28 protein-coding genes are annotated in these 26160 nt (G+C 68.6%); 12 read left to right on the top strand and 16 right to left on the bottom strand.

Features of this window, described 5'->3' with window-relative positions; translation table 11 throughout:
• Nucleotides 1–93 precede the first annotated feature (93 nt).
• Nucleotides 94–996: a helix-turn-helix domain-containing protein gene (locus tag AC1DP1_RS19905; RefSeq protein ID WP_477508315.1), complete on the bottom strand. Its 903-nt coding sequence runs from the start codon at nucleotides 994–996 to the stop codon at nucleotides 94–96.
• 53 nt (nucleotides 997–1049) lie between these two features.
• Here AC1DP1_RS19905 and AC1DP1_RS19900 point away from each other — a divergent pair, with 53 nt between their 5' ends.
• The 4 genes from AC1DP1_RS19900 (at nucleotide 1050) to AC1DP1_RS19885 (ending at nucleotide 3820) form a co-directional block, all read left to right on the top strand.
• Nucleotides 1050–1229, top strand: coding sequence for a DUF6226 family protein (locus AC1DP1_RS19900; protein WP_477508314.1), 180 nt, complete (start codon nucleotides 1050–1052; stop codon nucleotides 1227–1229).
• A 748-nt stretch (nucleotides 1230–1977) separates the two neighbouring features.
• Nucleotides 1978–2202: a DUF2188 domain-containing protein gene (locus tag AC1DP1_RS19895; protein WP_477508313.1), complete on the top strand. Its 225-nt coding sequence runs from the start codon at nucleotides 1978–1980 to the stop codon at nucleotides 2200–2202.
• Between the two features lie 57 nt (nucleotides 2203–2259).
• On the top strand, nucleotides 2260–2844 hold the full coding sequence (locus AC1DP1_RS19890; RefSeq protein WP_477508312.1) for an SGNH/GDSL hydrolase family protein: 585 nt from the start codon (nucleotides 2260–2262) through the stop codon (nucleotides 2842–2844).
• A 769-nt stretch (nucleotides 2845–3613) separates the two neighbouring features.
• Complete coding sequence (locus AC1DP1_RS19885; protein WP_477508311.1) at nucleotides 3614–3820, top strand: SDR family oxidoreductase; 207 nt, start codon at nucleotides 3614–3616, stop codon at nucleotides 3818–3820.
• Nucleotides 3821–3878: 58 nt separating this feature from the next.
• Here the strand turns inward: AC1DP1_RS19885 and AC1DP1_RS19880 are convergent, their stop codons facing one another.
• From AC1DP1_RS19880 to AC1DP1_RS19865, 4 genes are all read right to left on the bottom strand, one after another.
• Nucleotides 3879–4604, bottom strand: a complete 726-nt coding sequence (locus tag AC1DP1_RS19880; RefSeq protein WP_477508310.1) for a hypothetical protein — start codon at nucleotides 4602–4604, stop codon at nucleotides 3879–3881.
• Nucleotides 4605–4671: 67 nt separating this feature from the next.
• Nucleotides 4672–5046 (bottom strand): hypothetical protein, encoded by a 375-nt coding sequence (locus AC1DP1_RS19875; RefSeq protein WP_477508309.1) that lies wholly within the window; start codon nucleotides 5044–5046, stop codon nucleotides 4672–4674.
• A complete protein-coding gene (locus AC1DP1_RS19870; protein ID WP_477508308.1) occupies nucleotides 5043–6059 on the bottom strand; it encodes an SDR family oxidoreductase in 1017 nt (338 codons plus the stop codon). Before AC1DP1_RS19870 ends, AC1DP1_RS19875 begins: the two co-directional genes overlap by 4 nt.
• A 52-nt stretch (nucleotides 6060–6111) precedes the next feature.
• Entirely contained in the window at nucleotides 6112–7896 is a 1785-nt protein-coding gene (locus AC1DP1_RS19865) for a glycoside hydrolase family 15 protein (RefSeq protein WP_477508307.1), read from the bottom strand.
• 279 nt (nucleotides 7897–8175) lie between these two features.
• On the opposite strand from AC1DP1_RS19865, the gene AC1DP1_RS19860 reads away from it, so the two are divergent.
• Together AC1DP1_RS19860 and AC1DP1_RS19855 are read left to right on the top strand one after the other, a co-directional pair.
• The gene (locus AC1DP1_RS19860) at nucleotides 8176–8928 is read left to right on the top strand and encodes a ZIP family metal transporter (RefSeq protein ID WP_477508306.1); all 753 of its coding nucleotides are present in this window, start codon (nucleotides 8176–8178) and stop codon (nucleotides 8926–8928) included.
• Between the two features lie 113 nt (nucleotides 8929–9041).
• The gene (locus AC1DP1_RS19855) at nucleotides 9042–9329 is read left to right on the top strand and encodes a hypothetical protein (protein WP_477508305.1); all 288 of its coding nucleotides are present in this window, start codon (nucleotides 9042–9044) and stop codon (nucleotides 9327–9329) included.
• 216 nt (nucleotides 9330–9545) lie between these two features.
• Here the strand turns inward: AC1DP1_RS19855 and AC1DP1_RS19850 are convergent, their stop codons facing one another.
• The 4 genes from AC1DP1_RS19850 to AC1DP1_RS19835 all read right to left on the bottom strand — a co-directional run bounded on the left by AC1DP1_RS19850 (nucleotide 9546) and on the right by AC1DP1_RS19835 (nucleotide 12095).
• On the bottom strand, nucleotides 9546–10055 hold the full coding sequence (locus AC1DP1_RS19850; protein WP_477508304.1) for a hypothetical protein: 510 nt from the start codon (nucleotides 10053–10055) through the stop codon (nucleotides 9546–9548).
• Nucleotides 10056–10111: 56 nt separating this feature from the next.
• Nucleotides 10112–10525 (bottom strand): hypothetical protein, encoded by a 414-nt coding sequence (locus AC1DP1_RS19845; protein WP_477508303.1) that lies wholly within the window; start codon nucleotides 10523–10525, stop codon nucleotides 10112–10114.
• A 291-nt stretch (nucleotides 10526–10816) separates the two neighbouring features.
• The gene (locus tag AC1DP1_RS19840) at nucleotides 10817–11503 is read right to left on the bottom strand and encodes a ZIP family metal transporter (RefSeq protein ID WP_477508302.1); all 687 of its coding nucleotides are present in this window, start codon (nucleotides 11501–11503) and stop codon (nucleotides 10817–10819) included.
• Between the two features lie 103 nt (nucleotides 11504–11606).
• Nucleotides 11607–12095, bottom strand: coding sequence for a MarR family winged helix-turn-helix transcriptional regulator (locus tag AC1DP1_RS19835; RefSeq protein ID WP_477508301.1), 489 nt, complete (start codon nucleotides 12093–12095; stop codon nucleotides 11607–11609).
• 159 nt (nucleotides 12096–12254) lie between these two features.
• Here AC1DP1_RS19835 and AC1DP1_RS19830 point away from each other — a divergent pair, with 159 nt between their 5' ends.
• The 5 genes from AC1DP1_RS19830 to AC1DP1_RS19810 all read left to right on the top strand — a co-directional run bounded on the left by AC1DP1_RS19830 (nucleotide 12255) and on the right by AC1DP1_RS19810 (nucleotide 16613).
• Nucleotides 12255–14780: a molybdopterin oxidoreductase family protein gene (locus tag AC1DP1_RS19830; protein ID WP_477508300.1), complete on the top strand. Its 2526-nt coding sequence runs from the start codon at nucleotides 12255–12257 to the stop codon at nucleotides 14778–14780.
• On the top strand, nucleotides 14780–15241 hold the full coding sequence (locus tag AC1DP1_RS19825; RefSeq protein ID WP_477508299.1) for a hypothetical protein: 462 nt from the start codon (nucleotides 14780–14782) through the stop codon (nucleotides 15239–15241). Before AC1DP1_RS19830 ends, AC1DP1_RS19825 begins: the two co-directional genes overlap by 1 nt.
• A 103-nt stretch (nucleotides 15242–15344) precedes the next feature.
• Complete coding sequence (locus AC1DP1_RS19820; RefSeq protein ID WP_477508298.1) at nucleotides 15345–15605, top strand: DUF488 family protein; 261 nt, start codon at nucleotides 15345–15347, stop codon at nucleotides 15603–15605.
• Nucleotides 15602–15928 (top strand): DUF488 family protein, encoded by a 327-nt coding sequence (locus AC1DP1_RS19815; RefSeq protein WP_477508297.1) that lies wholly within the window; start codon nucleotides 15602–15604, stop codon nucleotides 15926–15928. Before AC1DP1_RS19820 ends, AC1DP1_RS19815 begins: the two co-directional genes overlap by 4 nt.
• 484 nt (nucleotides 15929–16412) lie before the next feature.
• Nucleotides 16413–16613, top strand: a complete 201-nt coding sequence (locus AC1DP1_RS19810; RefSeq protein WP_477508296.1) for a hypothetical protein — start codon at nucleotides 16413–16415, stop codon at nucleotides 16611–16613.
• Between the two features lie 236 nt (nucleotides 16614–16849).
• Here the strand turns inward: AC1DP1_RS19810 and AC1DP1_RS19805 are convergent, their stop codons facing one another.
• Complete coding sequence (locus tag AC1DP1_RS19805; protein WP_477508295.1) at nucleotides 16850–19117, bottom strand: winged helix-turn-helix domain-containing protein; 2268 nt, start codon at nucleotides 19115–19117, stop codon at nucleotides 16850–16852.
• Between the two features lie 149 nt (nucleotides 19118–19266).
• Between AC1DP1_RS19805 and AC1DP1_RS19800 the strand changes: the two genes are divergently transcribed.
• Nucleotides 19267–19395, top strand: coding sequence for a hypothetical protein (locus AC1DP1_RS19800; protein WP_477508294.1), 129 nt, complete (start codon nucleotides 19267–19269; stop codon nucleotides 19393–19395).
• Nucleotides 19396–20159: 764 nt separating this feature from the next.
• Here the strand turns inward: AC1DP1_RS19800 and AC1DP1_RS19795 are convergent.
• From AC1DP1_RS19795 to AC1DP1_RS19770, 6 genes are read right to left on the bottom strand one after another with little or no spacing between them, the layout of a single operon-like run.
• On the bottom strand, nucleotides 20160–21113 hold the full coding sequence (locus tag AC1DP1_RS19795) for a hypothetical protein (RefSeq protein WP_477508293.1): 954 nt from the start codon (nucleotides 21111–21113) through the stop codon (nucleotides 20160–20162).
• The gene (locus AC1DP1_RS19790; protein ID WP_477508292.1) at nucleotides 21068–21637 is read right to left on the bottom strand and encodes a hypothetical protein; all 570 of its coding nucleotides are present in this window, start codon (nucleotides 21635–21637) and stop codon (nucleotides 21068–21070) included. Before AC1DP1_RS19790 ends, AC1DP1_RS19795 begins: the two co-directional genes overlap by 46 nt.
• A complete protein-coding gene (locus AC1DP1_RS19785; protein ID WP_477508291.1) occupies nucleotides 21634–21909 on the bottom strand; it encodes a hypothetical protein in 276 nt (91 codons plus the stop codon). The genes AC1DP1_RS19790 and AC1DP1_RS19785 overlap by 4 nt, the downstream gene beginning before the upstream one ends.
• A 22-nt stretch (nucleotides 21910–21931) precedes the next feature.
• Nucleotides 21932–25276: a LysM peptidoglycan-binding domain-containing protein gene (locus tag AC1DP1_RS19780; RefSeq protein WP_477508290.1), complete on the bottom strand. Its 3345-nt coding sequence runs from the start codon at nucleotides 25274–25276 to the stop codon at nucleotides 21932–21934.
• Nucleotides 25273–25719: a TadE/TadG family type IV pilus assembly protein gene (locus AC1DP1_RS19775; RefSeq protein WP_477508289.1), complete on the bottom strand. Its 447-nt coding sequence runs from the start codon at nucleotides 25717–25719 to the stop codon at nucleotides 25273–25275. The genes AC1DP1_RS19780 and AC1DP1_RS19775 overlap by 4 nt, the downstream gene beginning before the upstream one ends.
• A complete protein-coding gene (locus tag AC1DP1_RS19770; protein ID WP_477508288.1) occupies nucleotides 25716–26114 on the bottom strand; it encodes a TadE/TadG family type IV pilus assembly protein in 399 nt (132 codons plus the stop codon). Before AC1DP1_RS19770 ends, AC1DP1_RS19775 begins: the two co-directional genes overlap by 4 nt.
• Between the last annotated feature and the right edge of the window lie 46 nt (nucleotides 26115–26160).

The raw sequence follows: 26160 nt of genomic DNA, 5'->3' as shown, positions 1-26160 counted from the left end.
ACGTCGACGTCGACGTCGACGTCGACGTCGACGTCGACGTCGACGTCGCCGTCGCCGTCGCCGTTGCCGGCGCCTCCGTCGCAGTAACCGACGTCAGAGCGAACGGTCCTGGTCGCAGGGGTACATCGCCTCCCCCGTCGCGGCTGACTCCACGTCCATGCGCCGCAGCCAGTAGCGGTTGCCCCGCAGCACCGCCGGCAGTGTCCCTGACCGGATGCGTTCACCCACCCCGTTGCGCGTCATTCCCAGCATCTGTGCCGCATTACCGGTCGTCACCCACTCCTGACCATCATCCGGGGCCGCATTCGTGGGCCGTGCAGCCTTCCGTGCCTGACGGTCGGCGGCGGCTTCGCGGAGCCGGCGCGACCACACCACCGCAGCCGCGTTCGCTGACTCCCAGCTGATGGACGCCTGCCACCGCGGCCCGGGCCGCTGCACCAGCAACCCCTCGTCGACCAACTCAGGAATGCGCGCGTGGCTGCACCCGACGATGGCGGCCGCTTCCTCCTGGCTTACCCACGCGGCCGCATCACCGGCGCGGGTAGCTGCCAGCCGGGCAACCGACGACCCCGACAACCACGCTCGACCGTCAACCTTGACGACCAGGTGCCCGCCGTCGGCCCACCGCAACACCGAGCTCTCCGAACAGTCCAGCACGAGCGCCGCCTCGGGGACCGCCAACCACGTCTCGTCCTCGGGAGCCTCGACGGCCTCAGGGGTGGAGACACGCGGCGACTGTCCCCGAGCCCTGCCGCGAGACTTGCTGGCAGCACGTGCACGTTCTCGAGCAGCACGCCGCTGCGCCTGTCCGGCCTTCACCTCCCGATACCAGACCGCCCACTCGAGCACCGACGCCTTGTCCAACGACGGTCGCGCACCGCGCATCGGCCGGCGCTTGATGCGTCCCACGCGCACGGCATGCTCCACCGTCGGCACCCGCACCCCGGCAAGCTCAGCTGCTTGGTCCCACGACACCCATCGACCCGAGTCGCTCACGCACGTCATCTTGCCTCGCCCGCTCGCGGCACGACCAGCCCAGTCCCGGCCCAATGGACCGCGGCCAGCGTCACTTAAGCGTTCTCCGTCATGGCGGTGGGCGACGAAGCAAAGCGTTCCCCGCATGCGGATGCGACGCATGCAACGACACCAGCGAAGATGCTGCCGACTCGTTGGTGAGACGCGTTCTCGCACCGGCCAGCGGTGAACTTGGGTGCTCGCCACGGGACTGAGCAGACCGACGCTCATCAGCTCCAGATGTTTGGATGCGCCAACAGGCGATAAGGCGCGGGTTGGCCCGCTCGCCTAAGTCCGTAGGTCGGCGTTTCGCCAGACGTCCTCTCGAGCGATCATCGGACCGCCCATCCGGTTGCGCGGGAGGTGGCCAGCAGCCCTCCCTGCGCCGACTGGGTCATGCCGGCGCTAGCAGCGCGGCATCGACCCACATCTCGACGAGGGCGTATCCGCCGTCGCTGTCGAGGGCCACAGTGCAAATGAACCCGTCGAAGTGCCGGTCGCCGGTGTGACGCCACTTGAGCAGAAGGGCGGGGAGTCGGCCGAGGTCGGGGTTGAGGTACCAGCAGTGCCGTATGGGTGGAGGTGGCGAACTCGGCGTCGGTGGCAACGCCGGTGGTGCAGCCCACGAAGCAGGCGGGGAAGTGGGCCTTGCCGGGTGAAAGCCGGATGTGTCGTGCGCTACCGGACCTGCAGCCGTGCGAGCGCCGGCTGCCTCGTCGGGGTCTCGGGCACGCGTGTTGGCGACCCGTTCAGCGAGGGTCTCGCGACCGAACGTGTCGTCCTTTCGCCCCATGCCCCCAGCCACTGAGCCATCGCCTCCTACGGATCGAACGTGTGTTCGACAGTCTACGAACAAGCTGTCGTAGATGCACCGACAGGTCACCAAGGTTCGGTGGCGTATTCGGGCGCGTTGCGGCGGGTACTTGGTTGAAGTCGGAGCAGCGGGTTGAGAGGTGACGCACTATGCCCGAAGGGGACATCGAGACGTACCACGCAGACGGCAAGTGGCGGAACCGCGTGGAGGCACACGGCGAGCTGCCTGGCGAGCATAACCGCAAGGAGGACGCGGTCAAGGAGGGCCGGGAGCGCGCGAGAGACGCACGCGTCGAGCACATCATTCGCAACCTCGACGGCACCATCGGCGAGCGCAACACCTACGGGCACGACCCTCGCAACATTCCGGGCTGAGCGCTGAACTCCGACGACGAGAGCGCGCGGTCCGCGTGGCCGACCACGCGACTTGCGTTGCTTGGGGACTCCATCGCCTGGGGTCAAGGAGCCGCACGTCCATCCGACCGGCTGGGCGCGCGATTGGTGGGGGCGCTGCAACGGCACGGCCACGAGATCGACCATCGCGTGTTCGCGGTCCCTGGTGCACGCAGTCGCGACCTGGCCGACCAGGTCGGTCCGGCGCTCGCGTGGAGGCCGAACCTTGTGCTCATCGTCATCGGCGCCAACGACCTCACCCACCGTGAGCCCCTCGACGCGGCCGTAGGCAGCTTGGGTGCAGCAGTGCGGCGGTTACGCGCGGCGCAAGCGCAGGTAGTAGTTGCCCCCGCACCTGACCTGGGCGCGGTCCCGCACGTACCGGTCTTTCTGCGCGACGCGGTGCGTCAGGCAAGCGAGGTGCTGCGACGCCGGCAGGCTGAAGTCGTGGAGGCCGAGGGAGGCCGCGTCGCTGATGCGGACGGCCGGGCCTCGGCTGCGTTCGCGTCTGACACCTCATTGTTCTCCGCTGACCGGATCCACCCCTCGAGCGCCGGGTACGCGGTCATCGCCGACTCGGTGCTGCCTGCGCTTCTCGAGACAGCAGGAATCCTTCGTTCATAGCGGGGAGGGTGGCGCCACCGCATCAAAATGGGGATGCTGAACGCACGTGGCGCCCAGGCGGGCAGATCCGGTAAATGACGGGCGCCATCAGGCGGCGGTTAGACGCACGTCGCGGGGAGCGGAGCGGCTAGGTCAGGTGAAACCGGTCCGGCGACCTGGCCCTCAACAGACCGCCTACTCTGACGTCGGCTGAATTGCTCCTACGAGGGGGATACATGAGCGTAGGTTGGCTCAAGTCTTCACCGGTCCACGACCGCGTTTGGTCCCGTGCCACGATATAGCGCGCGACTCCGAGCGTCTCTCGCTGTAACGCAACGCGCGTGGTACGGGGGACTCGACGACGAAGCGACCGCTGACCTGAGCGTCCTACTCATTCCGCCTTCCCGGTTTGTGCCAGCGTCGGTTTCGCTTCATCGGGTTGATGCGGTGATTCTTCGCGGACAGGATGCCACCGTAGAATTTCACGTCGTGTTCCACGCAGGCAGCCACACCGACGCCGAGCTGGCCGTGCTGGCGGCCGAAGGAATGCATGCCAGGTTCACTGAGCCACTCACTGGTACGGGCTTGTGGTGCTGGAATCACCGGATTCGCTGAAAGCCGGCCGCAGCCTGGACCAGCAATAGCCCCTGACTCTGCGCCCAGTCGCTTGGGGCGAGGGCACGAGCGCACGCGGCGGAAAGACTCACTACAGATGATCCCCATCAGCCCCGATCTCGTTCCGACTCGGGGCCACCGACGAGCATGAGTCAACGGCGTTCGTCCGTGAGTGATGGCGACGCCCACGGTTGGATCGCCATGTCCACGAGGCGTCCCCCGACGAACGGGACGCACGTGTGGCGCGGTGCCAGCCCCTCATCGCGATAGTCGTCTCGGCCGTCCAGAGGAGGTGGCCCACGCTGTGCTCTGGCGGAGCTCGCCGCGCTCGTCCTACGTGACCGGGCAGGTCGTCACCGTCGACGGATGCTTGACGACCTGACCGCGGCCTCCACAGCGGGACGCGGCCAAACCGCCTTGCCGAGCTCAGCGCGCCAGTCTCACGCCGGTGACGATGGTGAGAGGTAGGCGACGAGTGCGCACGCGATGGCGAGGCATCCGGTGGTGACCTCGACCATCTGGAGCCCGAAGTGGTCGTGCTCGGCGAGCATGCCTCCCAGGGCCAGGCCGAGTCCCGAGACGAGCATGACCGCACCTGAGATGCGGTGCCGGCCGGCCACGACGGCCACACGCATTCCCGAGAGTCCGAGCAGGATCGCCCACCCTGTGTCGCGGAAGCTGTTGCTTGCGCCGGTGGCGTTGTGGGCCACCAGGTTCCACTGGGACACGACGAGGGTTGCCGTGATGAGCATGGACGTCCACCCGGCGACTGGCGCCCACTGAGCTCGCTCGGGATGGTGGGCGGCCCGCTCGAGGTCGCGGGTGAGGTGGTTGGACGCCACTGCGTCACGTCGGGCACGGTCCGTGCCGACCATGTCACCTGCGGCGACCCCGGGGTGGACCGTTCCGTCGCGCATCTGGCGGAGCTCTTGGCGCGGGGAGAACCCCGGCACGGCGTCGTAGAGCACGCCACCGCGGACGCTGCAGGCCGCGCCCAGCAGCAGCAGCACGGTGCCGGTCAAGGAGAGCGGAACGGACAACACCACCACGCCGATGCTCAGGACGACGGCACCGCTCAGGGCGCCGGCGAGCCCGCCCCAGACCCACCGAGGACGGACCAGGTGCCGGGCCCGGCGAAGGCCCGGGGCGGAGTCATCGGTCGTCACGTCGCTACTCCGATGCAGGTGCTCCCCGTTGGTGACCCCGTCTCTGCGGGAGGCAGTGAGGGTGTCGTCATCGCCCGTTCTCCCGCAGGTCGGCGGCTGAGAAGCCGAGGGCCGTGGCGGCGCTGAGGAGGGCGAGGCGGCGGTGCCTCGGCGAGGCGCCGGCCAGCGCGAGCATGGTGGCGGAATGGATCACCTCGATGGTGACGTCGAGCTGCTGCAGCCACGGTCGAGCACGGTTCGAGGAAGCGGGTCGCTGCCGAGAGCGGGTGACCGCGAGTCCCATGACGGACTGGGCGACGTAGCGGGCTCCGAGGATGCGGACCGCTGCCCGTTCGTGCTGGTGCTTGCGTTCTCCAACTAGTCGTAGCGGCAGCTCGGGCCGGGTGAGGGTCACCAGGCCAAGGCCCAGCCGGACGACGTCGACCGGACGCGTGGTGCTCATGCGGTCCGCCAGGCGCGCAAGGCGCCGCCGCTTGCTGCCGCCAGGGCGGCGACGCCGAGGGCACGTCGGTGCTGGGAGGCCCATTGCTGCGGTGAGTGGGCGACGGCGCGGTCGTCGAAGACGCCGTGGGCGCCGTAGTCGTGACCTTCCTCGTCATCGACCGGCTCCCAGAGGTTGACCGGCTGGTAGGCGGGGCGGGGGGTGTCCGTCTGCTGCGACGACACGCCGGTGCGAGCAAGGTAGCGGTCCAGCAGGCCACCTGCGACCCGGTTCGCGATGATGGTGGCGGCCGTGGTGGCGCCGACCCAGTAGGCCCGTCGTTGGGGGTGGGCGGCGGCGTACAGGACGGCCCGGGCCGCGACCTCCGGTTGGTAGAAGGGCGGTACGGGCTGTGCCTGCATCGGCAGCCGGGATAGCACCCACCTGAACTGTGGCGTGTTGACACCCGGCATGGCGACCGAGGTGACGTGGACGTTGCTGTGCTCGTGGCGCAGTTCGGTCAGGAGGGACTCGTGGAAGCCCCACATGGCGTGCTTGGCGCCGCAGTAGGGGCTCTGCAGGGGGATGCCGCGGTGGGCCAGGGCCGAGCCGACCTGGACGATCACGCCGCGGTCGCGGGGAAGCATTCTGCGCAGTGCGGCTCGGGTGCCGTTGACGAAGCCGAGGTAGGTCACGTCGGTGACGCGCCGGAACTCCTCGGGGTCGATGTCGACGAAGCGCGCGAACACGGAGGTGAACGCGTCGTTGACCCAGACGTCGATGGGCCCGATCTCGGCCTCCACTCGGGCTGCTGCGTGCTCCACCGCATGGTGGTCTGCGGTGTCGACGCTGATCGTGAGGGCGTGGCCGCCGAGGTCGCGGACCTCGCGGGCCGCTGCCTCGAGGCCGGCACTGCCGCGGGCGAGCAGCACGACGTGGTCGCCCTCGCCGGCGAACAGGCGAGCGCTGGCTCGGCCGATGCCGCCGGATGCTCCGGTGATGACGACGACTCGGGGGCTCTTCTTGGGTTTCATGTGCTCCTCCTCGGAGTGCTGGGTGTCGGCTGGGTGTGCGGGTGTGGCGCCTTCACCGGGCGCGGGCCTGGAAGCCTTGGGAGCTCACCCCTGCCTGGCCCAGGCGGTGGGCGGTCTCCATGAGCTGGGCGTGGACGAAGGCCTGGGGCAGGTTGCCGCGCAGCTGGCGTTGGACGACGTCGTACTCCTCGGCCAGAAGTCCCGGCGGCCCCATGGCGGCGCGGTTGCGCTCGAACCAGCGCAGGGCGTCCTCGCGTCGACCGAGGTTGAGCAGAGCGAGCGACATCCAGAAGCCGCACAGGGTGAACGCGCCCTCGGTCTCATGCAGTGGCCGGTGAGCGTCTTGGCGGAACCGGTAGACGTAGCCGTCGTCGGTGAGCTCCTCGAGCACCGCTCGGATCGTGGCGACGTTTCGCGGGTCGTGTGCCGCGACCGCGCCCCGGATCCCGGGCAGGAGCAGGGCTGCGTCCACTGCGTCGTCGTGGGGTGAACGCTGCCAGCGTCCGGAGTGGTGCAGGCAGTCTCGGTCCACCGAGCTGACGAGCTCGTCGGCGTGGTCGCGCCAGGACGATGCGGCGTCGGTGTCGATGCCAAGCGAGGGGGCGTCTGCGGCGGCTCGCAGGCCGGCGGCGCACATGAGCCTCGAGTGGGCCCAGCGGCGATCGTCGATCTCCCAGATGCCGGCGTCGGCATCGTGGTCGCGCTTGCGGATCGCCTCGACGAGCGTGGTGACGGCGCGGCGGCCGTCGTCGTGCAACCGGCCGCGACCGTCTGCGGCGGTGAGGAGCAGCAGTGCCTCGCCGAGTGCGTCGAGCTGGAACTGGCGATTCACCCAGTTGCCGGTCCGTACCGGGGCTCCGGGGTATCCGGGAAGTGTGACGTCTTGCTGGTCGGGCACCGGACCTCCCGTCACTGTGTAGGCCGGCCGCAGGTCTGGCCCGTCGGTGAGGACCCGCTCCGAGACGAACTGGACGGCGCTGTCGAGCAGGGCGTTGTCTCCCATGACGGCTGCTGCGCGCCCGGCGTAGCACTGGTCGCGGATCCAGGCGTAGCGGTAGTCGTAGTTGCGTCCTTGGGCGGCGCGCTCGGGCAGCGAGGTCGTGGCAGCGGCGACCATCGCACCGGTGCTGGCGGTCAGGCCCCGCAGCACTGCGTAGGAGTGGCCGGAGGCTCCGGGAGTCGCGGAACTGCTCATGTCGGGAGCGGTGTCCTTCCATGCCTGCACGGTGCGGTCCCAGAGCTTCTCCGGGTCGGGCAACCTGTGCGGGAGCTCGCCACGTGTGATCTCCAGGACCAGGTCGCGGGACTCGCCAGCCGGCACCACGAGATCCAGGACGAGTCGCCCGTCCTCCAGGTGGGCATGCTGGGTGGAACCGGACCATCGGTAGGCGAGCTCGCCGGAGTGACCGTGCCAGTGCCCGTCCTCGCTGCGAGCGACGGTCATCGTCCGGGCGCCGAAGTCGGCCCGCAGATCCAGACCCACGTGGACGTGGGCTACGCCGAGTGTTGCCTCGATCCGGCGCAGCAGCACGACACGGTGGGGGTCGCCGGGGAAGGCAAGCCCTTCGCGGCACTCCGTCACCGCGTTGGTCGAGACCCACCGGCTGCGCCAGATCAAGGTCTGCGGCTCGTAGTAGCCGCCCCACACGAACCGGTCGTCGGCGGGGCTCACCCCGTAGCCGCCGCGCCCTCCGAGCAGGCTGGAGAACACCGCGTCGTCGTGCCAGCTCGGAGCGCACATGAACGCGATGTCGCCGCGCGGTCCAACCAGTGCGCCCCGCTCCCCGTCGGCGATGAGCGCGTACTGGCGCAGCACCTGCGGGGCAGGACGGACCACGTCGCCAGTCGCTCGGCGCGTCACGGGTGACCGGACAACGCTTGGGGCCGGACTACTCGAACGGGCATGTCGATCGCCTTCCATTAGATGCGCAACAGCATGTATGCTCTTGGGCAACGAAAGCACGCCGATGCTCCGCAGACAAGCCACCCGGCCCGACGGCAACCGAAAGGCGGCCGGCCTCGCCAGCCTGACCAGGCGAGACGATGAGCAAGGAGATCGCCATGACAGACACATCGATCGCGACCGCCTCGCGACGTCCCCGGCCTTCTCGCTGACATGCCGATCTGGGCGCAAGCCGGACTCTGGGGACTCGCCGCAGGCGGGGCGCTGGTCGTAGGCGCGCTCGTCGCCTGGCTGAGCAACGTGCCGCAGCGCATCGTCGCCTCGGTGATGGCCTTCGGTGCTGGTGTGCTCATCTCCGCGCTCGCCTTCGACCTGGTCGACGAGGCCGAACGCAGCGGTGGCCTGCTGCCCACCGTGGCCGGCTTCATCGCCGGCTCTGTGGCTTACCTGCTGGCCAACCTCGTCCTGGCCAGAGGGGGCGCACGACACCGCAAGCGCTCCGGGGACCAACAACCGAGCGAGCACGAGCAGGATGGCAGCGGTACCGCTATCGCGGTCGGCGCCCTGCTCGATGGCATCCCCGAGTCCGTCGTCCTTGGGCTCTCGCTCTTGGGCGGAAACGGCGTCGGCATCCCCGTGCTAGCGGCCATCTTCATCTCGAACCTCCCCGAGGGGCTCTCCAGTGCCGCCGGTATGAAACGCAGCGGTCGTCCTGCGCGCTACGTCTTCGGCGTGTGGATCGGTGTGGCGCTTGCCAGCGGCGCCGCGGGACTTCTCGGTTGTCTCCTGCTCGAAGGCGCCTCGGTGCAGGTGGTCTCCGTCATCACCGCCCTTGCGGCCGGGGCGATCTTGACGATGGTCGCCGACACCATGATCCCCGAAGCGTTCGAGCGCACTCACCTGTACGCCGGCCTGCTCGCCACCTTGGGGTTCCTGGCCGCCTTCACGATCAGCCGGGCCGGATGACCCGCCCCGCCGCGTGGACCGGAGTCGAACCGGCTCGAGGATCACCACCTGCTGCGCACACCAGCCACCGAGCCACAACGAAAGACCACCAACCAGCCGAAGGAGACCGAACCATGTTCACCCTCACCGACCAGGCACACGAAGCCGTCAGGTTGCTCTCGACGTCCACGACCGGCGAACTGGTACCCGGCTTGCGCATCAGTCGCCGCAGCGACCGTCCCACCTTCGCTGTCAATCGCGCCACTGCCCCGCAAGAGATGGACCACGTTGTCGAGCACGACGGCGCACGCGTCTTCCTCGCGCCCATCGCCGCCCTGCGCTTCGCTGACAGCGTGCTCGACGTCCGCACCGACGACACCGGCCGGCTGGAGTTCGTCGTCCGCGACCGCGCCGCCCACTGACCAGGACTCGGCCAAGCCGGCCGATTGGACGTTGGCCGCTCACCCCGTCTCTCTTGAGCGCTCACCTGCCGACGCGGTAGGTGTCATGGGCCGGTGACTGGCCCGCCGCGCACCGGGACTTGTTGACTTGCGGCCAACCCTGACCATGGTTTGTCGATGGATGCGTGGCCGACTGGCTCTCCTCCGTGTGTTCGGTGGTGGCCGCCGGGCACGACGTCAGGAGCGCGACACTCTCGCGGCTGAGACGCTGACTACGTCGATGTCGGCGTACGGGCCTTTGCGCGCCTCGACCGGGATGAGCATCTGCACGAGTTCACCATCGGTGACGTCCAGCGTGAGCTCGACGAACGAGCCCACGGACAGACCGCCCGCGGCCACCGACACGGGGGGCTCGTGAGCCAGGTTGACCTGCTCGTGCGGTGGCAGCCGCACAACGTCGGTCAGTACGGCTGCCTTCACGGGTACCCCGTCGCTCTTGACGGTGGCACCGGTCAAGGCGTGTCGTACGTTCTCTGTGTTCAGCAAGGTGCCAACGACTCGGCCATTCCCGTCGCCGTCGACCACGATGGCCACTCCGAGGGCGTCGACCTGTTCCGTACGGGCGCTGCTGCCGATCGAAGGCTGGTAGGGCTCAGCGGCGCGGAATTCTTCCGCAGAGCACCCGGACAAGCCGACGGGTCCCAGCAGAAGACCGGCGCACAACAGGGCTCGTCGGTTCGTGCGCATGCTTCACCTCCAGTAGATGTCAGCGATTTGAGACTGCCGCTCGTGCGGCCTGAAGCTCAGGTCTCCGTCACCTGGACCAAGAACTCTTCAGCCGCTTCCTGGTCGCCGACTGGGTAGACCTGGACGAAATGGGTTCCCCCCGTGCGAGGCGACGCGCGACCATCACCGCGCTCGCCCGCCGGCGCCTCCACGGTAAAGACGTCGTCCCCGTCGGGGTCCAGCAGGCGCAGCTCGTAGTCGGAGTCGCTCTCGTTCTCCAACACGAGTGCGACGACTTCGCCGGCCTCGGCCTCCCGGTCAGGGGAAGCGTCGACCTGACCGTCCGCGGATACGTGGAACCGCAATGTCGGCGGGTTGAGGGGCACGTCGTTCTCTGCCCGTTCACTCAACGGCGCCGCGCCGCTCACTCCCTCCTGGCCGCACGACGACAAGACGCCGGCGAGGAGCACGCAGACCACCAGCACCATCACCGTGCGCCACTTTCGAGATGAACGCGCCCGACGACGACCTGCGTGATGGCTTTCGATCGGTGTGCTTTCGCGGGTAGGAGGCATGTTTCAACACATAGCAAGGCGCCGGTGAGCAAGACGGCGTGTCGCTGGCCCGTCGACATCACGGACAACCGCATTGGGCGGCGTCAGATGGCTTCGGAGAAGTGGTCCTGAGCGCGGACGTCACGGCGCGATAACCATTGCGTGACGGTTGATCACGGCATCAGCGGCGCGCCCGATCTGCGCAACGGCCGTACAACCGCCCGCGGGTCAGAGGCTGAGCAAGAAGCCCGTCACAAAGCCGGCGGCGCTGGCCAGTGCGATGGCCGGACCGCCCTCGCCGAAGGCCTCCGGAGCGAGGGTGTCGATAACGGAGGCCAGCACCGCGCCACCGGCGAAGGCGAGGGGGTAGGCCAACGTGGCGGGGTCTGCGCCGACGAAGAAGTACCGGCCCGCGAGCACGGCGGTGGCCAGGAGAACCGTGGCGCCGCTCCACACACCGACGACGAACCGCGAGCTGCGGCCCTGGTCCAGCATGCCTCGAGCGCCGGCCAACGCCTCGGGGAAGTTGCTGACGAAGACGGCGACGAGCAGCGCCAGGCTGGCCGTGCTGTTGAGGGAGACACCGAGGGCAGTGTTCTCAGGGATGCCGTCGAGCGTCACCCCGGCCAGAAGCGCGAGCCCGGCGGAGCTCCCGGACGTACGACGGTCGAGCCAGGTGTCGGCGACCACGAAGACCAGCGCACCCGCCCCGAATGACAGCGCGGCCCGCCAGGCACCTCCGCCTTCGTAAGCGGGCTCGAACAGCTCGAAGGACGTCGACACGATGAGCGCTCCTGCCGCGAAGGCCAGGACCGACGCCACCAGTCGCTGCGGCGGCTGCCACCGCACTCCCACGATGGCACCCGCGAGCAGCGGCAACGAAGCGCCAGCGGCGTACAGGATCGTCATCCACATCAGGCACCACCTCCCAGAGGCTTGGCCACGGCCGGGACGTCGTCTTCCGCCACGTCGTACGCGCCCAGCGGGTCAGGCGCGGCCCGCCGACTGGTCAGGGCTCTCATCGGTCTTCCTCATCGGGGGTGCTCGGCGCTGCGGCCTCTGCCTCGTGTGCGGCGGAGTTGAACTCATGCAGCACCGCGACGGCGGGGCGCCAGCTCCCAGGTGGCATGGCAGCGACGACGGCGCGGATCTCTCGCAGGCGGTGGTCGCTGACGGCATCCAGGACACGACGTCCTGCTGCGGTTGCTTCGACGACTGAGGCGCGTCCGTCAGCGGGGTCGGTGACCCGCTGGACGAGCCCCTGCTCGGCGAGGCGGGCCACCAGCCTGCTGGCGTTGGACTGGTTGACCCCCAGGTCGTCGGCGACGGCGCCGATGCGACGTGGGCCGTCGGACGAGACGAGGACCAGGAGTCGGTGCTGGGGCACCGTCAACGGGACCGGGGCCGCAGCCACGGACCGCAACGACATTCCCAGCAGAGCCCGACTGGCGGTCATGAACGCCGTGGCGGCGGCTTGAGCATCGACGTCGGTGGGGGCGTCGGTCATCGTGGGGGTCCGTTCTCTGAAGGGGCATTCGCCGTTCACCCGCCAGCCGAACCGCAGCACACCCCTGTGGGGCTGGAGCGGCGTTGCTGTTGCGTGCAACACTGAAAGTGTATGCGCTAGGGCATCGAAAAGTGGTGACATGCCGGAGGAGGAATGGACGTGAGCGATCGAATCGCCGACATCTACGGAGTGCGCACACCACATCCGAAGGGCACTGCGTGGCCTGCTCGGGTCGACCAGTACCTGGACGACGGGGTGGGTGAGGGCGACGTCGAGGCGTGGGTGCAGTCCGCATGCTTGTTGTGCAGCAACGGCTGCGGTGTTGACATCGCCGTCCGCGACGGCCGGATGGTCGGGGTGCGCGGCCGCGCCACCGACGTGGTCAGTCACGGGCGGCTCGGGCCCAAGGGCCTGTACGGGTCGACGCGATGGGCCAATGCCGGCGACCGGCTGACCCGGCCGCTGGTGCGCGAAGGCGGTCGGCTGGTCGAGACCGACTGGGAGACCGCGATGGGCCGGATCGTCGAGCGGTCGAAGTCGCTGCTCGAGGCCAAGGGACCGCTGAGCCACGGCTTCTACACCTCCGGCCAGCTGTTCCTCGAGGAGTACTACGCGCTCGCCGTCATCGGCAAGGCGGGGCTCGGCACGCCGCACATGGACGGCAACACGCGCCTGTGCACTGCCACCAGCGCAGCGGCGTTCAAGGAGTCTTTCGGCGCCGACGGTCAGCCGGGCTCGTACACCGACATCGAGCACTGCGACGCGATCTTCCTCTACGGCCACAACATGCCCGAGACCCAGACCGTCCTGTGGGCCCGCATCCTGGACCGCACCCGCGCGGATGACCCACCGAAGATCGTGTGCGTCGACCCACGCCGCACCTTGGTGGCCCTCGAGGCCGAACGGACCGGTGGCGTCCACCTCGCGCCCCGCGTGGGCACCAATCTCGCCCTGATGAACGGGCTGACTCGCGAGTTGTTCGCCAACGGCTGGGTGGATGAGGACTGGGTTGGCGCCCACACGATAGGCGTGGACGATCTCCGCGACGTCCTCGAGCCCTACACACCTGAGCACGTGGCTGAGGTCTGCGGCGTCGACGCCGACGACGTACGCCGGGCGGCGCGGATCTTCGGTGAGAGCGACGGCGTCCTGTCGACCGTGCTGCAGGGCTTCTACCAGTCGCACCAGGCCACCGCGGCCTCCGTCGCGGTGCACAACCTGCACCTGCTGCGCGGGATGATCGGGCGCCCCGGTGCGGGCGTCCTGCAGATGAACGGCCAGCCCACCGCGCAGAACAACCGCGAGTGTGGGGCTGACGGCGACCTGCCGGGGTTCCGGAACTGGGACAACCCCGCCCACGTGCAACAGCTCGCTGACGCGTGGGACGTCGACGCCATGATGATCCCGCACTGGGCACCACCGACGCACGCCATGCAGATCTTCTCCTACGCCGAGACCGGCTCGATCGAGCTCCTCTGGATCTCGGCCACCAACCCGGCCGTCTCGATGCCGGAGTCGGCTCGGATCCGGCGGATCCTCGGGGGCGAGCAGTGCTTCGTCATCGTGCAGGACCTGTTCCTGACCGAGACCGCCGAGCTCGCCGACGTGGTGCTCCCGGCCGCCGGGTGGGGAGAGAAGACCGGCTGCTTCACCAACGTCAACCGCACCGTCCACCTCTCGGAGAAGGCCGTCGATCCGCCAGGTGAGGCGCGCAGCGACCTCGACATCTTCCTCATGTACGCCGACGCAATGGGGTTCACCAACAACTCCGGTCGCCCGCTCATCCAGTGGCGCACACCCGAGGAGGCCTTCAACGCGTGGGCGTCCATCACCGCCGGACGCCCCGTCGACTACACCGGACTGTCCTACGACAAGCTCCGCGGACCCACCGGTATCCCATGGCCCGTGAACGAGCAACACCCCGACGGCACCGACCGCCTCTACACCGACGCCGTCTTCCCCACGGACACCGACTACTGCGAGACCTTCGGCCACGACCTCATCACCGGCGGCACCGTCACCGAGACCGAGCACAGGGCGATGCAGCCCGCCGGGCGGGCCTTCCTGAAGGGAGCGCCGTACACGCCTCCGCACGAGGAGCCCTCCGCGGACTACCCGCTGCGCTACACCACCGGCCGCACCGTCTACCACTTCCACACCCGCACCAAGACCGGCCGCTCGGGCGACCTCAACCGGGCCGCACCCGACGCGTGGGTCGAGATCTCGCCGCCCGACGCAGACGCGCGTGACATCGCCGAAGGAGATTGGGTGAGGGTGGAGTCGCCGCGCGGCGCGATCGAGGTCCGTGCCCGGGTGGGTGACGTCATGGAGGGCGCGGTGTTCGCTCCATTCCACTACGGCCACTGGGAGCCGGACGCCAACGTCGGCGGAGGGCACGAAGATGCCCTGCACCGGCTCGCCAACGAGCTCACGATGACGGTCTGGGACCCGGTGTCGAAGCAACCGGCTTTCAAGACGGCCGCCTGTCAGGTGACCCGCCTGCGCGCAGGCGACGGTCCATCCCCGGCGCCGACCACCACGGCATCCGCACCCAGCAGCGCTCGGCCGCCCGCCCGACAACGCGCTCGACGGCCGGTGCCGACCGAGGGTGGCGGACCCACGTCCAGCACCGTGCTCACCGACGTTCCTCGCTACTCCCTCGACCCGGCCCAGGAGGACCGCTGATGCCACATTTGACGACCTACATCGGGCTCGCCGACCACAGCGAGCAGACCTTGGCCGACTCGTTCCGCACGGTCGCCGAAGGCCACGCGCGGGCGGCCGACGTGTTTCACACCGCGCACATGCTGGCAAGTTGGTCCGACGACCACCGCGACGCCCTCGCTCCTGTGATCGAGCGCTACGGCGAGGCGGGCGTCGACGAGCCCGAGAGGCTCCACGCCGCCGGCCTGCCCGAGACCCGGGACGGCGAAATCGGGCTACTGCGCGACCTGCAGGACCTCCACGTCCTCGCCACCCTCGTGCAGACGACCTGGACCGTGATTGCCCAGGGCGCGCAAGGGCTGCGCGACCAGGAACTGCTCGAGGTCGCCACCAGCTCGAATGCGCAGACCTCGCGCCAGCTCACCTGGCTCAACACCCGCATGAAGGCCGCCGCGCCCCAAGCACTCATCGTCGCGCCGTGAGGTGCCCGCATGCACCGCCGCTTCGGTCGCGCTGAACGACGCACGAGCGTAAATCCTCGGCCATCCGGGCACCCCGTGAAGCGGCACAGGGCCGGGCGAGGAGATGAGGGACGCCACGGACAGCGAGCGAGGGCCATCTGTGACGACCTTGCTCACATTCGGGCACGGAGAAGCGTCTCAGCCCCAGCTCACCGAGCTGCTGAGCGGTGCCGGAGTAGGATTGGTCGTGGACGTTCGCCGTTTCCCCGGCAGTCGACGCCACCCTCATGTCGCGCAGGAACAGATCCAGCAGTGGCTGCCCGCGCGGGGTGGGGTACCGATGGGAGCCGAGGCTCGGTGGGCGGCGGCGGGTGCCACGAGATGACGAGGGCTTGGACCCGTGGTGGCAGGTCGAGGCTTTTCGCGCCTACGCGGCACACACCCGTACCCAAGGAGTTCCTGGCCGCGGCCCATGCGCTGACCGTCGATGTCGCGGCCCGGGAGGAGCAGCGCGTCGCCGTCATGTGCAGCGAGTCTTTGTGGTGGCGCTGCCACCGCCGACTGATCGCTGACGTCATGGTGCTCCTACGCGAGATGCCAGTGCAGCACCTGGGTCACGACGGGAAGCTGACCGACCACATTCCGTCCGCGGGGGCGCGAGTATGCGCCGACGGGCTTCACTACGACGTGCTCGACGCATCCGGATGAGCTCCACCGTCGGCTGAGTGGGTATCTAGGTGGTACGCCGCCGTCACTGCGAACGACGTTCATCGGCATGCGCCTCGCTTGCTGCGTCGTTGAGGACTTCTCCCCACGCGGCTGCCGACCTGTACCGATGTGGAGATCGGTCGTTGACGCGAAGCGCTCTCGATGCGACCGCACCCTGGGCCGCTCTGCGGCACGAGTGGACGTTCGCGGAGGCCGACAAGCGGCGGTTTGACGCAGGTGCCAAGGGGCCGGATGCGGCAGATGCGTGTAGCGGATCGCGGCAGAGTTCTATCTCGAGATCCATCCAAGAAGGGCGCAATGGGGTTGTCTGTGTCGCGTCACCCACGGGGGGTGACGCCCCGGCGTCTCGTCGGGGACATGGTGAGGTGCAGCCCCGGGCGCCTCGTCGGGACATCGTGATGACGCCCGCCACCAGTCGACGAATCGAGCGGAGATGCCGAGAGCCGCGTACGAGTTCCGCGCCGTGGGGGACCTGCCGCCCCACCTCCTGGACGACTTCGACGGCGCCTCCGTCTTGGCTGATCCTGCGGGTAGCACGATCCACGTCGTGCTGAGGGACGAAGCCGAATTGCACGGCCTGCTGGACGCGATGAGCCGTGCGGGCGTCGAGCTCCTCGACATGCGCAGGGATCCCGTGATTGAGCCGGGCCAAGACGAGTTGTGATTCCCAAGAAGCGTTTCTCTCGCTCAGCACAGTCCGGCCGGATGCCCAGTCGTCCTATGCGGGACCGATCCGTTGAACGCTCATCCGCCGATCCGGATGCTCGTCAGTCGGCGCGTTGAGGCACCGGACGTCAAGGCGGTATTGCGGCCACGCCGTTGGGCGGTCCGATGGGCAGTTCGGCCGTCTCCGACTCGCCCAGTCGAGGCATGCTCCACAGTCCTGACTCCGGGCCAGGATCAGATCAGCAGTTGTTGTCGGGCGATGCTGACTGCCTGCTTGCGGGACCGTGCGCCCAGCTTGCGGTAGAGCGATCGGGTGTGGGTCTTGACCGTATTGGGAGATAGCTCGAGCTCGCTGGCGATCTCGCTAAGACTCATGTCGCTTTGTAGGAGCCGGAGCACACCGTGCTCGCGCCCGGTGAGCGACTCCACCGTCGCGACGCGCTCCGGGTAGGCCCGCAATCGCCGCTCGACGACGGAGAGTCTCGAGCGCATTGCGCCCATTCCATCCGAGAATTGCCTCATTCGCGTGGAAGCCTCGTCAAAGAGCTCGCGAGCCATCGACTCCTTCCCGACTTCGGCTGCGACGCGCGCCGCCACGAGCAGGTGGTGCAGCGTCATCCATGGTGCCTGGGCGGGGTCGTTGCGACGGAGGGCCAGTCCCTGCTCGACCGTTGACATGGCGGCTGCCGGACTGCCGGCTGCCGCCTGGGCCTGCGCCAGCGCTGTGAAAGCCATTGATGCCTCCGGCGCAGCCGTCAGTCCGTGCGTGTCGACGAGCCCCATGGCCCGTTCGGCAAGCGTCCGGCTGAGATCGTGTTGTCCACGCTCGGACTCGACGAGCGAGTGGGTCGACAAAGCCAGCATTCGGGTGATCGTCGGTGAAGCCCCGCTTTGGGCTGCCGTGGTGAGGGCGCGGCTGGCCGGTTCCAGATCACCCGACACGTAAGCCGCGTGACCCAAGGTCAGATGGGCGATGGCGTGATGCGCAGAGTGGGGGTTGGTCTCGAGCGCCGCTGCTCGCTGTGCCGCGGCCATCATCTCCACGGGACCGCCATAGCCGAACAGTGCTCGGATCAGTGCCGAGGCGGACTCCACAGACCGGGTTCCGTCCGGGAGCGGTCCGTAGTCGCGACACACTTCCAGGGTTGCCAGGTGTGCGGCCAGAGTCGCCTCGTCGCCCAACATTCCGGCCCTCCAGGCCGCTGTCACTCCAGCGGCAGGGTCAGCGGCGCTCGGGGGCGTGCCTACCGCCTCGAACCACCTGAGGACGGTCGCCGCTCGCCCATCGTCGACATGCGTCATCCAGTTGGCCTGCACCACCAAGGCCGCTTCGCCCCTGTCGCCTGAGGCCAGCAGGTGCTTCAGCGCCTCCTCGATGTGTCCGCGGTCGCGGAACCAGCTGGCGGCCCGCGTGTGCAGCACCGGGATACGGTCGGGCTGCTTTCCTGCGAGTTCCCCGAACGCGACAGCCGCGAACAGGCGGTGAAAGCGGAACCAGCGGCGCTCCTCATCCAAAGCCAGCACGAACATGTTCTCGTGTTCGAGCTCCTGAAGGATCTGCGCGGAGCCCGTGGTCTCCAGGACGAAGTCGCACAGTTCGGGGGAAAATCGGTCCACAATCGACATCGCGGTGATGAACTGGCGAACACGGTCGGTCTGCTGACTCAGCACCTCATCGGTCAGGTACTCGCCGATGAAGCGGTTGCTGCCGCTGAGCTGGCGGACGAACGCGTCGGGATCGGTCCGGCCCACCATCGACATGATGGCCAGACCCAGCGCCGCAGGCCATCCCTCGGTGTGGTCCCGCAGCTGCCTTGCGCCCCCCTCTCCCAGCTCCACCTGCCGCTTCGCCAGCAGCGCACGTACCTCCTCGGGGTTGAACGCCAGATCCGCAGCCCGGATCTCAGCCAGCTGGCCGCCGGCTCGTAACCGGCCCAGACGCAACCCCGGATCGGCTCGCGTCGCGATCAGAAGATGCGCCCCTAGGGGGAGGTGCTCGACGAGGAACTGCAGCTGCTCCAGACACGCCGACTCCTGCAGGACATGGAAGTCGTCGAGAACGAGGAAAACGCCCTCGGACATGGCGGCCATCGCCGTGAGCAACCTCGGCACGACACCATCGAGCAGACTCCCGCTGTTGGCGGCCACGAACCGGGCCGGATCAGCTCCCAGCCGACAGCCGGCCCTCTCGAGCGCTATTGCCACATGGACCCACAACACGGCGGGATCGTTGTCCGTCGCATCCAGGGTCAACCACGCCTGCGCCGAAGGTAAGCGATCACCGGCCAACCACTGCGCGGCCAGCGTCGTCTTTCCGTAACCTGCGGCCGCCGCTATTAGGACAACTGGATGATGTGCAGCCCTTGTCAGGCCCTCGAGCAACCTGTCCCGCGCAATCCAGTCGTCGCGGAGCGGCGGGCGCTGCATCCTTGCCAGCGAGTACGAGTCGATCGCAGTCCGAGGCTCGGAACTCTCCGACAATTCCGCAGAGTTCAGTCCCACGTGCTTCCTACCTCTCGCCCGGAGAAGCGAGACCGTGCGCCGAGTGAGCCGCGCACTCTTGAACCGACGCGGCAACGCCACGCGTAAAGCACTCGCCAGTAAAGCTGAGCACGGGCGCAAACCCCGGGCCACCCACGTCGATCGTGGCGATGAACTTCCGCACGGTTGCCCAGGCAGCCAGCGTCGCGTGGACCGGCGCGGCAGCCAACGACCGAGTGCTGTGCATCCTCGAGGCCTCCAGCGGGTTTCGAGCCCTTGCGACGCCCGATGTGCGCTGAGGAGCCATAACCCCGACCATACGGCCTGATTGCCACCGCGAACCTTAAGTGGCATAGCGGGAGACGATTTCGGTCCGATTGGATCAGATGGCTCCGAGACGTGACTGGTGAATCGCTCCGCCCTGACAAAGCGCGGTCATAGCGCACGGTCCCTGGGTAGGGTCGCGGACCACCCGGAGACTTGAACGCTGTGAGCGGGTGCGTCTTAGTGGGCGCAATGCAGCGGGGTCTGGGACGCGTCCGCCGAACCTTCCCTCAACAGGACCTCCCACGGGAACGGCGCAGGCCGGCGTGCCTGCGCGCGTGGCCCTTGTCCGTTGAGCCGGTCCGTTGAGGTGTCCCTATCCGACTGAGCCGCCGTGGTCACGAGGCGGGCCTATCGCCTACCTTGACGACTAACCACTTGTCGACCTATCTCGCCAAACTGTCCCCCGGGCGCCTCGCCATTCTTCCCCGCATGTCGACACTTCTCATGCGCGGTCGAGCGGCCCGGACGGCAGTCGGCGCGACGCCGGTTCGGCGCCCGCGCAGCTTCTCCCCGGCCCGGCCGCCGTGGGTTTCTGGTTCTCCTGCGCTGCTCGGTCGGCCGTTCTCCATTCGAAGCCCCAGGTGCCCCGAGACGCCTGGGGCTTTCCCCTTCGCAAAGGTGGCCGAGGCAGGCTGGATGCTCGCCGCCGGCCGGCTCGATCCGAGCCAGAACGAGGACAGGTCCCCGACCTGCTCCGAGGACAGAGACCTGTCCTTTGTGGTCGACTACCGACCGCTCATTGGGTCAACACCTGAGCCTCACCAATGCGGATGGGAAGCGGATCGGTTGTCAGGTCGAATTCGATGGTTCCGGACTGACCTCCGCCGGTCCACTCGACAATCCAGTGACTTGTGGCTGTGACCTGGTAGGCCCCATCGGGCTGGTCCGTCGACATCTTCTGGTAGCGGTGCCCACATGTAGGCGAGTCCTGCTTGCCGTAGTGGTCGGCGTACGGGGTGCTTTCTCCCATGCATGCCACTGTGGTCCCGTCGCCCATGTCCCACGCGATGCCAAAGACGCTGGCGGTGGCGCTGACCGACACCGATCCCTCGGTGGCCGATGCAGTGATGGGACCGAAGGTCTGAGCAGAAGGGCTCTCGACCCACAACCACACCGGGAGCCCAACCAAGCCGACCCGGTCCGGCCCCGATTCGGGGACGATGCCGATCTGGATGGGATCAAGGTCCATCGACGCGACCGCACGATTGGCGAGGACTACCGGGTCGATGAGTTGTATGCCAGCACTGACCCAGACCCGGCCGGGGCCCTCGAGTCCAGCAGCTTGATAGCAGACGTGGTACTGCCCCCCAGAGGGAATCTCCTCCCCATTGGGACCTACTTGGGGCTGCTCCGGGAGCGGCGGCCCAACGTAGCAACCGGCGCCGTTCCATACGGAGCCCTCGGGGCCACCGCAGGGAATCTCGTTGCCCTGAAATGTGCAGGTTGACGAGCCTCCGGTTCCTGAATTGTCATCGTTGTCGGGGTCGTTCTCACCGCCGTCGCCTGGGTCTTCGCAGATGAGTTTGACCTCTCCGGTGTCTGGGTCAGTTTCGTACCAGCAGTTCTCGCCGCTGGCCGCTAGCGCCGGCGTTGGACCTATCACGATGATCGCGATCGCCAAGCCGAGGCCAGCGAGTGCATCCGCTAGCACGGCTCGTCCCACAGGACGTTTGAGCTGGTAACCAGCCACCGGCCCTTCTCAAGAACGAGCGCGTACTCGATCGGTACGGGATTGCGCAACGGTTGACCTTCCGGGTCCGTTTGGTCGGGAACGGGCTTGCCAGCCTTCGACCGCTTGACCTCGGCACGGTCCTCGCAGTCGACGATGAGAACTCGGTTGTCGCTGCGCGTGCGAGGCTCCCCCAGGGTGTGCCCGTAGTCGCCGGTGACCTTGCTGCCGGAGCGCTCAATTCCTGACACGTTCTGCTGAACATTAAGAAACTCCCGGCCCGTGGCCACGGTGTTCAGGGACTTCAAGTCGATCGCACCTGCTCGGAACGCATCATCACGAACGCCTAGGTACGCCATCAGCTGTGCCGCAGCCTTCTCCTCAGGCGTCTTAGGAGTCGGCGTACTGGTGGGCGTGGGCGACGAGGATCGTGTCGGAGTGTCTTGGACTTTGGGGTCGGTGTCGTCGTCGCTGCAGCCTGTGAGGGCGAGGGCGAGGGCGAGGGCGGGGGCCACTCCCCCGAGTGCGGAGTGGTGCTTCCTCATGTGATGTCTCCTCCTGTGTTGGGCCACGCCATCACTGACCGCTGGCTGACATCGGTGGCAGCGTGCCTGTGGTGCTCTTCGGCTGCGTCGACGAGCTCGGTCAGCGAGCCGTTGTCGGAGGGATCGATCCCAACCTTTCTGTCTGCGTTGTAAAGCCCGAGGATGGTGTCGGGCACGAACACGGCCCGCGCGATGCAGCGGGCGTCGACGTCGGCGCGGTCGCCGCCGGCCGCGACGTATCGGCCGGCGAGTTCTTGGTCGAACGTTGTCATGTGCTGGTGCTTCCTTCCCGAGTCAGCTCGCGAGCCAGCCGTGTGTACGGATGATGGTCTTCGTGCGCTCCGACAGTTCCATGGGTGCGTCGCCGTCGTCGGACCGATTGCAGATCTCTTCGCGCAGGATCCGGTCGGCCTCGAGCTGGTCGCCCTCGGCCTTCATGGCGTGGGCAAGGCACAGTCGGGTGCTCTCGCCGTCGGGGTCTGCGCGCTTCGCGACGTAAGCGGCGGAGCGGGCCTTGACCAGGTCGCCGCCCGCGAGCGCCTCGGTGACGACGATGAGGGCGACGTCGGCGATCCACCCGCCCGCCATGAGGTCGACGCGGTCAGGCTCGTTGGCGAGCCATGCCCATCCTTCCTCGCGCAACTGGCTGAACGGCCGTGCCTCCCCGACGAGCTCGAGCGCGGTGCAGAGGTCGGCGACACCGTCGGCGCCTCCTCGACTCTGCCCGCGCTTGCGGAGGCGGATGAACAGGTCCAGGTCGACGAGCAGGCCGTCGTCGACCTGGTAGACGTTGACCCCGGTGAGCTTGGCGGCCGGTGCCTTGTCCGCGTAGGGCAGGTGGTCCTCGCCGGTGCGGGAGTTTGGACCGAGCCAGTCGCGAACGATGTTGGTGTAGTCACGCACCTTGCCGTCGGAGATCGAGAAGGCCTCGCGGATCTGCTCGCGGGTGGCGCCGTACTTGCGGTGCAGGGCGAGGAACGCCAGGAGCTCGGTGAAGTACGGCTTGCGCTTGGCGAGTGCCTTGCCGTGAGCGCGTGCAGCGACCGGGCCGAGCAGGGTGAGCCGCGGGCGGTCGCAGTTGGGCGAGAACCAGTCGGCGATGTCCTGGTCGAGGGTGGGGTCCTTGTCCTCGACCTCGGCGCGGACGCGGGCGGGCACCTTCGGCGCCAGGGCCTCGAGGTCCTCCTGCACGATCGCGCTTTCGCGGATGTAATCCTCGTCGGTGCCCTCGAGCAGGGAGGACAGCGGCTCGTCGACGACTCCCTCGGGGGTGTTGCGGAGCAGGGTGTACTCGCGACGCAGAGCTCCGGAGGAGTCGGTGTAGGCCTCCCAGCCGTCGGTGGCGGTCTCGTCCACGGGCGTGTCGACGTACTCCGGGGTCTCGCTCTGGGCGTAGACCAGAGCGCAGCCGCGGGCCTCGTCGCTGGTGAGGCCGACGGCGATCAGGTTGAGGCCGACGTGCTCGAGGACGACGCGACCGGTGTTGGTCATGTGCAACACGGCGCCGGGCGTGTTCGGCCGTTCGCCAACAACGACGATGGAGGTCGCGGACTGGCCGACGTGATCGTTGACCAGTTGCAGCAGCTGCTCAAGGTCGTCGGGGTCTCCGGCTGCGGCGTCGAGGAGCAGCATCCTGGCGGGCCAGGTGTCGTCGTCGACGCTGCCGGTTCGGGCCGTGGACACATCGGTGTCGTGTCGCTTCGCTCGGTCGACCGTGGTCACCGCGGCGGCGAGGATCTCCGCGGCCGCGAGCGTCCCGGCCGCACCGCTCGGGTAGTAGGTGATGCGCTCGTCCATGGCGACGGTCTCCTCCGCCACCCCGATGCAGTCGACCTGGATGCGGCGCGACCACGGGTTGACGGCCACCTGAGCAGCGAGGTGGCGGGCGAAGTCGCGGCCGTAGGTGGGGTCGCCACTGATTGTCAGCGTGGAGAGCTCCTCGCAGTTCAGCAGCCAGGTCTCGCCGGTGTCGCTCATGCCGATGGCGGCCAGCAGCGGGTAGGGCGGCTCGACGTTGCCGGTGACGGGACCGAGGTCCTCCACCGCGGTGTCCGTGCTGACGTGCCAATGGGTCTGGTCGGGACTGCCTATCCAGGGACCCGGGACGGCGGCCGGGGCGCTCAGGTGCATCGTCAGCTTGCCCAGCTCGAGCTCGACGGCTGCCAGCGGCGGCATCGTGCTGCCCCGGGCTCCGACCGCGGCCGCGAGGCGCCGCAGGGCCTCGTCGGCGAACTCCACGGTGGCGGCCGCGGCAGCACCGGTAGCCGCCAGCGTCATCTCCACCGGCGCCAGCTCGGGCGGCGGGGCGGCGATCGCTCGACCCGGCGGCCGGTTCCGGTAGGCCGAGCGCCGATGAGACCGCAGCGCCATCAACAGTGCCCCGGACAGCAGCACGCCCCCGCCGGTGAGACCGGCCAGGACCCAGGGCGCCTCGAGGATCGAGTCGTCGGCTTCGTCGACCTGGTCGACGTCGGCGGCCGGCGCCGTCGGCTCTTCTGCCTGCGGGACCTCGGGCGCGGCAGTCTCCGGGGCCTCGGTCTCCGGGGCCTCGGTCTCCGGGGCCTCGGTCTCCGGGGCCTCGGTCTCGGGGACCTCGGTCTCGGGGACTGGCGGAGTCTCCTCGGCCGGCGGATTGATCGGCTGCTGCTCGGTCTTGGGTTCGGCGGGGGTCCCGGGCTTGTCCTCGCGAGGCTGGGACTGCTGCTGCCGGTCGTCGTGCCGGGCGGGTGTCTGGGCTCCGGGGATGTTGAGCTTCCAGCCGACGTCGATCACGTCGGGGTCGGCGAGGTGGGCGCCGCCGGGCTGGGTGATGCCGGTGGAGGCCTGGTAGATCTCCGGCCACCGGTCGGCGTCGCCGAGCTCGTCGTGGGCGATGTCGCTGAGTGTGTCGTTGGGTTGCACTTTGTAGGCGTGCCGGTTCGTGTTGGAGGACGCTCCGCTGTCCGGGGCTGGCAGCTTGAGCACCCAGCCGGGCTCGAGGAAGCTGGGCCGGGAGCCGATGAGGTCGCGGTTGAGCTCGGCGATCTCCTTGTAGCGCGCACCGTCACCGAAGTGGTCCTCAGCGATCGACCACAGGCTCTCCCCCGGCATGACCGAGTGATCGACCGTCGCAAGCTCCGGCTTAGCCTCGACCTTCGCGCCGTGCTGGGCCGGAGTCTGATCGACGGTCCCGGCCTGCACATGGCCCACGACCGCCGGCGCGGACGCGGCGGCCGGGGCGGCGTCAGCGGCCTGCCCAGGGGGCGGTGCGGCGATGGGCGCTGCGATGAACAGCAGGGCAGCGAGTCCGATTAGCCCGTGGGCCGCGGCCTGCGGGCGGCCCAGACCCGGCAGTTTGGGCGCCTCGACCCTGCGGAGCCGGGCGATGGTCTCCACCACGAGGCTGAGCGTAATGAAGGCCCACGCGGCCCAGCCGATGACCTGGAACAGACCCAGGATCAGGGTGCCGTCGTCGGGTGCGAGCAGTGCGTCCTTGACTCTCTCCCAGGTCGGCGCCTGGTCGGGGACCGGGCTGGCTCCAATGGCGAGGAAGAGCGCCGGCAGGCCGATGATGATGCTGAGAACGGCGATCGTGGCGAGGAGCCCGGTCAGCCGCTGGCCGGCAGTGGGACCGGTGGGCGTGCTCTGCGCAGAAATCACTGTTCGATGCCTCCTTGGGCGCGGATGAGCCGTGCAGACGCCTCCCCGGTGACCCTCATCGAGTCGAGCCCGATGATCCCGAGGAACTTGCTGTCGTAGGTATCGGTGGTGCGCACGATCAGGGTGTCGCCGTTGACGACGGTGATGCTGCCCTGCACGCGGGCGGCGTTGAGGTAGCCCTGCGCGGCGGACTTGGCGGCGTTGATGTCGACGCGGAGCTCCTCGCCGCGGATAGCGGTCGAGCCCACTTCCTGGGCGCCGGTGCGGGCGGCCTGGGCCGCGGCGCTGCGGGCCTGCTGCTGGGCGTGCACCTTGCCGCCGACGTCGACGGTCATCCCGACGAGGATGATCATCACCAGTGACGCGGTGGCGAACCAGACGCTGATGGCGCCGCGTTCGTCGCGCTGCCGCGGCGAGAATCTCTGGCGCGGGTGCCTCATCATCGGCGCTCCCGGTAGGCGTCGACGGGGCTGCTCGCGGTTGTGGTGACCGTGCGGGTGCCGGGTATGCCGGGGATGCTCAGGTCCGACAGGGTCACCGTGCAGGTCACCGTGACGTTCACCTGGGCGGTGTTCCCGATCGGGGCGTTGAACGCCGCCGCGTTGACGGTGATGGTCGTGCTGGTGCAGTTCACGTCCTGGTCGTGCAGGCTGTTTGCGGCCGAGGACCTTCCTACGGCGATCGCCTCGCTCTGGGTTCGCTCGATTGAGGCTGCCCGTGCTGCCTCGTACGCGGCTGCTTCCACGGACTGCTTGGCGATCTCGACGCGGCCGCCGAGGATGATCATCGCCACGAACAGCCCGAAGGCCGGGACGCCGATCGCGGCCTCGATGGCCACCGATCCGCGCTCGTCCCGGTTGCGGTTGAAGGCGCGTGCCCAGACG

The organism is Nocardioides sp. P4_G10, from assembly GCF_056401175.1.
The sequence above is the reverse complement of the archived record's forward strand: the minus strand, read 5'-3'. Positions and strand labels throughout refer to the sequence as shown.

What these genes read in the sequence shown, in the direction of transcription:
- AC1DP1_RS19875 (WP_477508309.1), bottom strand. Translation starts at nt 5,046, where the DNA reads ATGAGCACCACGCGTCCGGTCGACGTCGTCCGGCTGGGCCTTGGCCTG.
- AC1DP1_RS19855 (WP_477508305.1), top strand. Translation starts at nt 9,042, where the DNA reads ATGTTCACCCTCACCGACCAGGCACACGAAGCCGTCAGGTTGCTCTCG.
- AC1DP1_RS19895 (WP_477508313.1), top strand. Translation starts at nt 1,978, where the DNA reads ATGCCCGAAGGGGACATCGAGACGTACCACGCAGACGGCAAGTGGCGG.
- AC1DP1_RS19815 (WP_477508297.1), top strand. Translation starts at nt 15,602, where the DNA reads ATGACGAGGGCTTGGACCCGTGGTGGCAGGTCGAGGCTTTTCGCGCCT.
- AC1DP1_RS19850 (WP_477508304.1), bottom strand. Translation starts at nt 10,055, where the DNA reads ATGCGCACGAACCGACGAGCCCTGTTGTGCGCCGGTCTTCTGCTGGGA.
- AC1DP1_RS19870 (WP_477508308.1), bottom strand. Translation starts at nt 6,059, where the DNA reads ATGAAACCCAAGAAGAGCCCCCGAGTCGTCGTCATCACCGGAGCATCC.
- AC1DP1_RS19825 (WP_477508299.1), top strand. Translation starts at nt 14,780, where the DNA reads ATGCCACATTTGACGACCTACATCGGGCTCGCCGACCACAGCGAGCAG.
- AC1DP1_RS19840 (WP_477508302.1), bottom strand. Translation starts at nt 11,503, where the DNA reads ATGTGGATGACGATCCTGTACGCCGCTGGCGCTTCGTTGCCGCTGCTC.
- AC1DP1_RS19790 (WP_477508292.1), bottom strand. Translation starts at nt 21,637, where the DNA reads ATGAGGAAGCACCACTCCGCACTCGGGGGAGTGGCCCCCGCCCTCGCC.
- AC1DP1_RS19785 (WP_477508291.1), bottom strand. Translation starts at nt 21,909, where the DNA reads ATGACAACGTTCGACCAAGAACTCGCCGGCCGATACGTCGCGGCCGGC.
- AC1DP1_RS19835 (WP_477508301.1), bottom strand. Translation starts at nt 12,095, where the DNA reads ATGACCGACGCCCCCACCGACGTCGATGCTCAAGCCGCCGCCACGGCG.
- AC1DP1_RS19900 (WP_477508314.1), top strand. Translation starts at nt 1,050, where the DNA reads ATGGACCGCGGCCAGCGTCACTTAAGCGTTCTCCGTCATGGCGGTGGG.
- AC1DP1_RS19775 (WP_477508289.1), bottom strand. Translation starts at nt 25,719, where the DNA reads ATGATGAGGCACCCGCGCCAGAGATTCTCGCCGCGGCAGCGCGACGAA.
- AC1DP1_RS19800 (WP_477508294.1), top strand. Translation starts at nt 19,267, where the DNA reads ATGAACTTCCGCACGGTTGCCCAGGCAGCCAGCGTCGCGTGGACCGGC.
- AC1DP1_RS19860 (WP_477508306.1), top strand. Translation starts at nt 8,176, where the DNA reads ATGCCGATCTGGGCGCAAGCCGGACTCTGGGGACTCGCCGCAGGCGGG.
- AC1DP1_RS19885 (WP_477508311.1), top strand. Translation starts at nt 3,614, where the DNA reads ATGGCGACGCCCACGGTTGGATCGCCATGTCCACGAGGCGTCCCCCGA.
- AC1DP1_RS19820 (WP_477508298.1), top strand. Translation starts at nt 15,345, where the DNA reads ATGAGGGACGCCACGGACAGCGAGCGAGGGCCATCTGTGACGACCTTG.